The organism is Frankia sp. CoWAU3 (genome assembly GCF_977971855.1).
On the sequence record NZ_CDWWXB010000134.1, the window covers coordinates 1019 to 7457 of the forward strand.

A 6439-nucleotide genomic window follows, 5' to 3' on the forward strand; every position below is an offset into this window, starting at 1 on the left:
GACGGTCGGTATCGATGCGCTCAGCGTTGATCGGACACCCGGACCGGGCCAGGATGTCAGTCTCGCGGCCCACCGGATTCTGGGTGGGGCCGGTGCCGTCATCGTAGAGAACCTGACCAGTCTCGATCGACTTCTCACCGCCCGGGCGAACGGACGGCCCATCCACATCGTCCTGTTCCCGATTCCGCTCGCCGGAGCCGACGGTGCCCCGGTCCGGGCGGTCGCAAGCGTCGGCCCCGCGGATCAGCTCCCCACCGCGTGCCGTCGCAGCAGCGGGTCGAGTTCGCCGGACGTGTCCCCCACAACGTTCCCGCCCGCCGGTGACGCATCGTCCGTCGGCCCGGCCGGCGTCGCCGTACCCGAGGGCATGATCCCGGTGGGAGCCACCAGCCCACCGTGCGTCCCCGGGGGGTTCACCTGTACCCGGCCGGGGCGTGAGGTGGTCGAGCGCGTGCCCACGCGGGGCGCGGACCGGATGGCCGGCCGGGCCGAGGCCACGTCCACACCGTCCACACCGGTCTCGCCGTAGCCCGTCTCGGGGTACTCGGCGAACCGGGCGAGATCGTCCTCCTCCGCGCCCTCGTCCAGGCCCGGCTGACCAGCCGCCAGAGCGCCGAGGTCGATCGTCTCGGCGCAGGCGATCGCGAGCTCCTCGTCGGTGAGCTCCTCCACCGGCTGCTGGCCAACCCGCTTCTCCAGGGAGTCCGGTCCCGGCTGACGCTGCCGGTAGGCGAAGGAGGACCCGATCGGGGGCCGTCGGCGCCGGGCGGCCCGCTCGGCCTCGATCCGCCGGTCTATCGCCGCACGCGCGGTGGCCAGCCGCCGCTCGGTCTGCGCCGACCGGCGAAGATGAACGAGGTACGCGCCGAGTACGGCATCGACGAGGAACTGCCCGGCGATCCACAGCCCGCCGAGGACGGCGGCCAGCACGATGCTCACCGCAAGCAGGACGAGCAGGACGAGCAGGCGCTGCCGACGCACCCGCATCAGGGCGGCACGCTCGGCGTCCGCCCGACGCTCGGGACCGCGCGGAGGAACATCCACCCGCGGATCGTCGGGGTGCGCACCCGACCACCGTGGGCGGCCGTCCTCCGAGCCCCCGCCCTCCGGATCCTCGCCAGCAGACCCGCCACCGGATAGCAACGCGCCACCGGTCGAAGCGTCCTCGACGATCGGCGTGCCGGCCGCGATGGGCATCCCGGGGACGACCGGCTGCCCGCCGGGGGCTCCGGCCTCCCGGGACGGCTCGGTGGACACCGAATCCCCGAGCTCCGCGAGGTCAACCGGTCCATCGAAGAATTCCGCGTGCGACATTCCCGTTCCTCCCACGGTGAAGACGCCGCCATGATCGCCGCCGAAACGATCGACGACGGCATCGCCCCGGCCGGGCGGCCGTCGGGAGAGCACCCGCATCGCAACCGTGAAACGCTCGGTGGACCGCTGCTGCGCCGTCGTGTCGTGACGGCGCAGCCACATCGGGATCAGCACGAATCCCCAGACCGCGACGATCGCCACCCAGATCAACGCGCTCATCGGACCACACCTGCACGACCCTGGTCGATCCCATCATCGACCACCATGATCCCGCCCGCCCCCATACTCCCACCCGCTCCTGTGGTTACGTTGTCAATCTCGCGGGATATGTGGTCTCCGCGGTGTTCGCCGTCATCGGGGGGAGGGAACGCCGCGGGAAACGCGTCCCACCCACCACCCACTGGATGCGCACCATCCGCGGCGAGCGCGGCGGGTGCGGGCGCTCTGACCATGAGGAGCCTCTTCTCGACACCAACGATTGCGATTTCGTAGTCGACGCTAGTGAGCGAAATCCACGTGGTCACCGACCCGGAGCCCGCGTGTCGCATCCGCAACCGGATGGTCGGTGGTGGATGCGTGGTCGTCAAAACGCACCGTGGCACCCCACCAGGACCGCGTATGACCTATGGAAGCCCTCGTATAGAGCATCGGTATCCGGTCAGGACCTTCACTTTGTCACCGGATTGAGATCCGGAACGACGGGCGGTGACGAGAAGGGACTACATCTGGTAACCGACACCGTCCCGGTGGCGGAGTGGAACGTGTCACGCAAGCCATGGATCCAGGCATCGGTTTCAGGCGCGGCGGCACCGTCAGGCGCGGCACCGTCAGGCGGCGCGGCGGCCGCTCAGGGCCGGCTGTACCGGGTCTCCCGCCAGCGGTGCACCAGGCCCTCGGGGACGTCCTCGGTCGTCAGCGCGAATCCGATGTGGTCGTGGTAGCGGCCGTCGATGGCGAGGAAGTGCCGGTGCAGCCCCTCCTCGCGGAAGCCGAGCTTCGCGAGCACCCGCCGGCTCGCGGCGTTCTCCGGGCGCACATTCGCTTCCACCCGGTGCAGCCCGACCGGCCCGAAACAGTGGTCGACGACGAGCGCGAGCGCGGTCGGCGTGATGCCTCGACCGGCGTACTCGCTATCGATCCAATAGCCGACCTGAGCGCTGTTGAACGCCCCGCGCACGATTGTGGACACGGTCACCTGACCGACGAGCCGCCCCTCGAAGGTGATCGCGAACGGCAACGTGGCGCCGAGCCGGGCCTGCTGGCGCAGGCGGTGCCACATCTGACGGTAGATCGAGAGGGTCTGGCGCTGCGCCCAGGTCTCGCGGACCATCATCACTCCGGGTGGGGTCGCCTCCCACGGCGCCAGCCAGTCGGCGTTGCGCAGCCGCACCTCGACCCACGTGGAGGCGTCACGCAGACGAAGCGGCCGCACCTGGACCCGTCCGTCAGTCAGGACTGCCGGCCAACCCGGAGCTCCCACCGTCGCGCCCTATCCGGCGTCAACGGCATCGACAGCAGCGGCATCGACGGCAGGGGCAGCGGCAAGGCCCGCGGACCCCGCGGCCGGGTGCCCGTGGTCGTCGGCTCCGCGCAGCTGGGCGACGGCATGACCCACCACCCCGGCCAGCACGCCCAGCCCGTCGCGTACCCCACCGGTCGAGCCGGGCAGATTCACCACCAGGGTGGCGGCGACGGTTCCGACGAGCCCGCGGGAGAGCATCGCCGCCGGCACGGTCTCCCGACCCGCCGCGCGCAGCGCCTCAGCGAGTCCGGGCACGGCCCGCTCAATCACCTCGCGCGTCGCCTCGGGGGTGACGTCGCGGGGACCGAGGCCGGTGCCACCAGTGCTCACCACTAGGTCCACTCCGTCGGCGACGGCGGACCGCAGCGCGGCGACGATCTCATCCCGCCCGTCCGGGACGATCGTCGCCGCGCCCACCTCGAAACCGAGCTCGACGAGCCCGGCGACGAGCAACGGGCCCGACCGGTCGGCATAGATCCCTCGGTACGCCCGGTCGGAGACGGTGATGACCCGGGCCCGGGCACCCGCGGGAAGGTGGCGCCTGCCACTCATTCCGCGGACCCCGCGTCCGGCGGGAGGTCGGCATGCCAGTCCCCGGAGCGCCCCCCGGTCTTCGCGATCACTCGCACCCCGGTCAGCTCCGCGGCGGGATCCACCGCCTTGACCATGTCGTGCAGCGTAAGCCCGGCGACGGCGACGGCGGTCAGCGCCTCCATCTCGACGCCGGTCCGGTCCGCCGTCCGGACCGTGGCCATGATCGCCACACCGTCGTCCCGTACGTCCAGCTCGACCGTGACGCCGGAGATCGCGATGGGATGGCAGAGCGGAACGAGATCGGGCGTGCGCTTGGCCCCCATGATCCCTGCGACCCGGGCGACTGCGAGGGCGTCGCCCTTCGGTACCCCCTGCCCGCGCAGCAGCGCCACAACCTCGGGAACGACCCGCAGCATCCCGGTGGCGGTCGCGGTACGGGCAGTGACGTCCTTCGCCGACACGTCGACCATGCGGGCCGCGCCGCGGTCGTCGACGTGGGTGAGCCGGGCGGCGGTCACCGGGCCGCCGATCCGGCGGCCCGGGTCACGGCCGGGGAAGCCGGGTCCGGGGAAACCGGGTCCGGCGCATCGACGTCCGCAGTGTCCGCAACCGCCCAGGCCATGCCGGAGAGAATGGCCCCCGATACGTCCGGGAGCAACAACGCCGGCAGCCGGCTGCCCGCCGGCACCTCGGTAACCTCCTCAGGGATGATCAGCAACGCCTGCGCTCCCGCCAGCGAGGTGAGCTGATGTGACCCCTGCCCGCCGGCCAGATGGGCGACGGTGGCGGGTTCCAGGCGCCTACCGTCCCCGCTCCGCTCCAGCCCCACCCTCGGGAAGGACCTCGTCCCGAGGGGGGAACGCAGGTCGGATCCGACGGTCACGACAATCCGCGGGAGCCCGGTGCCGGCGAGACCGCGCATCCGTTGCAGGGCCGGGCGGACGAACAGCTCGAACGAGATGAGGGCGCTGACCGGGTTCCCCGGCAACGTGAAGACGGGCACACCGTCGACCAGGCCGAAACCCTGCGGCTTGCCCGGCTGCATCGCGACCCGATCGAACCGGACAGTCCCGGTCCGCGCGAGCACCTCCTTGACGACGTTATATGCCCCGACGCTGACGCCACCGGTCGTCACCACGGCATCCACGTCGGGAAGCACCCCGTGCAGGGCGGCGGCGAAGGCGTCCGGCTCGTCGGGCACCCCGGCCAGGCGGCGTACCACCGCGCCGGCCTCCCGCGCCGCGGCGGCGATGCCATGGCTGTTCGAATCGACGATCTGCCCGGCGCCCAGCGGTGTACCGACCTCGACAAGCTCGGTCCCGGTGGACAGCACCGCCACCCGCGGCCGGGGATGCACCGGCGGGCGGGCCACGTTGACCGCAGCGAGCAGGCTGATCTGCGCGGAGCCGATGATCGTCCCGGCGGGGAGCACCAGGGCGCCCGGGGCGACGTCCTCCCCCGTCCGGCGGATGTGCAGGCCACGGCGCGGCGCCCGCTGGACCGCAACGGTCTGGCGGCCACCGTCGGTCCACTCGAGCTGGACGACCGTATCCGCTCCCGAGGGCAGCGGGGCCCCGGTCATGATGCGTACCGCGGCGCCGGGGAGCAGCGCGGCCGGCGAACCCGGACCCGCGGGGACGTCGCCGATGACCGGTAGGGAGACGGGAGTGGCCGCCGACGCCTCGGCCACGTCGGCGGCCCGGACGGCGTACCCGTCCATGGCCGAGTTGTCGAACCCGGGAAGCGCGACCGTCGCCCGGACGTCCGCGGCGAGCACGCATCCGTGCGCCTCGTCCAGCCTGGCCTGCCGAGCGCGGGTCGGCCGCACCGTAGCCAGGATCCGCTCGAGGTGTTCATCCACCGAAGTCATGGGCGCCCGTCCATTTCTCTGCCCTTCGATGCACCACTCGTCGCACGCCGGGTCCGGCATCACCCAGGCTACGGCCGTCGAAGCCCGGATCCCTCTTACCCGCAGTTACCTTCAGATATTACCCGCAGTTACCTTCAGGTAGCTCCAGCAGTCGGGGCGGGGCGCGTCCGCTCCGGGCCTCCCAGTCCGGGCCTCCCAGTCCGAACGGCATGCCGCGACCGCCGGGCGCTGGCCGGTTCCGGGAGCGTTCCGGTCCTTGCCGGAGTCGTCACTGGAGCCGTCAAGGCCTACCCGAAGAGAAGCCGGGACATCCCGACACCCTCAGGCGATGAAGGGGATTAAATTTAAGCAATGTGGATAAATTAGGACAATGCTGCCTTCGGGCCACCTGACGCGACATACTCCTCGATCCACGGGTACAGCTCGGGGCCAAGGTCGGCGCGCTCGCATGCGAGCCGGATGACAGCCTTCAGGTAGTCCACCCGGTCACCGGTGTCGTACCGCCGACCCGTGAAGATCACCCCGTGGACGGGCTCGGCGGCAGTGTCGGTGTCGGCGTCCCCCGCGGCACCGGCCGGTTCGACCGCCCGTAGCGCCAGGATCCGCAGGGCGTCGGTGAGCTGGATCTCCCCGCCCCGTCCCGGCTCGGTCCGCCGCAGGACGTCGAAGATCGTCGGCGAGAGGATGTACCGCCCGATGATCGCCAGATTGCTCGGGGCCTGCGCGACCGGTGGCTTCTCGACCAGGTCACGGATCCGCACGATCCCGTACCGGTCGTCGGCCCCGCCGGTGTCGGCACTGGTGCCGACGGACTCCACCGTGGCGACGCCGTAGAGGGAGACCTGGTCCTCGGGCACCTCCATCAGGGCGATGACGCTGCCCCCGAAGCGGCGCTGCACGGCAAGCATCTCCTCGAGCAGCAGGTCCCGCTCGTCGATGAGATCGTCACCGAGGAGGACGGCGAACGGCTCGTTTCCCACGTGCGCCGCCGCGCAGAGCACGGCATGACCGAGCCCACGCGGCGACTGCTGGCGGACCGAGTGGACCTCGGCCAGTTCCGCCGACGCCCGGACCCGACGGAGACGAAGATCGTCACCCTTCCGTTCGAGGGCCACCTCGATGTCCGCCTCACGATCGAAATGATCCTCGATCGCCTTTTTCGTGCGGCTTGTGACAAGCAGGACATCGCGCAGGCCGGC

6 protein-coding genes are annotated in these 6439 nt (G+C 71.3%); all 6 read right to left on the minus strand.

Translation table 11 applies throughout. The annotated features are described in order from the left end of the window. Positions 1 to 243 precede the first annotated feature (243 nt). The gene (locus AC08ON_RS12430; protein WP_476617016.1) at positions 244 to 1533 is read right to left on the minus strand and encodes a hypothetical protein; all 1290 of its coding nucleotides are present in this window, start codon (positions 1531 to 1533) and stop codon (positions 244 to 246) included. Positions 1534 to 2161: 628 nt separating this feature from the next. Continuing rightward, positions 2162 to 2794 (minus strand): GNAT family N-acetyltransferase, encoded by a 633-nt coding sequence (locus AC08ON_RS12435; RefSeq protein ID WP_011438406.1) that lies wholly within the window; start codon positions 2792 to 2794, stop codon positions 2162 to 2164. A 9-nt stretch (positions 2795 to 2803) separates the two neighbouring features. Further along, positions 2804 to 3388 carry a MogA/MoaB family molybdenum cofactor biosynthesis protein gene (locus tag AC08ON_RS12440; RefSeq protein WP_476608076.1) on the minus strand — a complete coding sequence of 195 codons (585 nt, stop codon included), beginning with the start codon at positions 3386 to 3388 and terminating at the stop codon, positions 2804 to 2806. Further along, positions 3385 to 3888: a cyclic pyranopterin monophosphate synthase MoaC gene (moaC, locus tag AC08ON_RS12445; protein WP_476608075.1), complete on the minus strand. Its 504-nt coding sequence runs from the start codon at positions 3886 to 3888 to the stop codon at positions 3385 to 3387. Before moaC ends, AC08ON_RS12440 begins: the two co-directional genes overlap by 4 nt. Then, the gene (gene glp / locus AC08ON_RS12450; protein WP_476617017.1) at positions 3885 to 5240 is read right to left on the minus strand and encodes a molybdotransferase-like divisome protein Glp; all 1356 of its coding nucleotides are present in this window, start codon (positions 5238 to 5240) and stop codon (positions 3885 to 3887) included. The genes moaC and glp overlap by 4 nt, the downstream gene beginning before the upstream one ends. A 362-nt stretch (positions 5241 to 5602) precedes the next feature. Then, on the minus strand, positions 5603 to 6439 hold an 837-nt coding region (locus AC08ON_RS12455; RefSeq protein WP_476617018.1), incomplete at its 5' end, for a UTP--glucose-1-phosphate uridylyltransferase.

Excerpts from the sequence above, each read along its gene's own strand:
- AC08ON_RS12430 (WP_476617016.1), bottom strand. The coding sequence starts at position 1,533 with ATGAGCGCGTTGATCTGGGTGGCGATCGTCGCGGTCTGGGGATTCGTG.
- AC08ON_RS12440 (WP_476608076.1), bottom strand. The coding sequence starts at position 3,388 with ATGAGTGGCAGGCGCCACCTTCCCGCGGGTGCCCGGGCCCGGGTCATC.
- glp (WP_476617017.1), bottom strand. The coding sequence starts at position 5,240 with ATGACTTCGGTGGATGAACACCTCGAGCGGATCCTGGCTACGGTGCGG.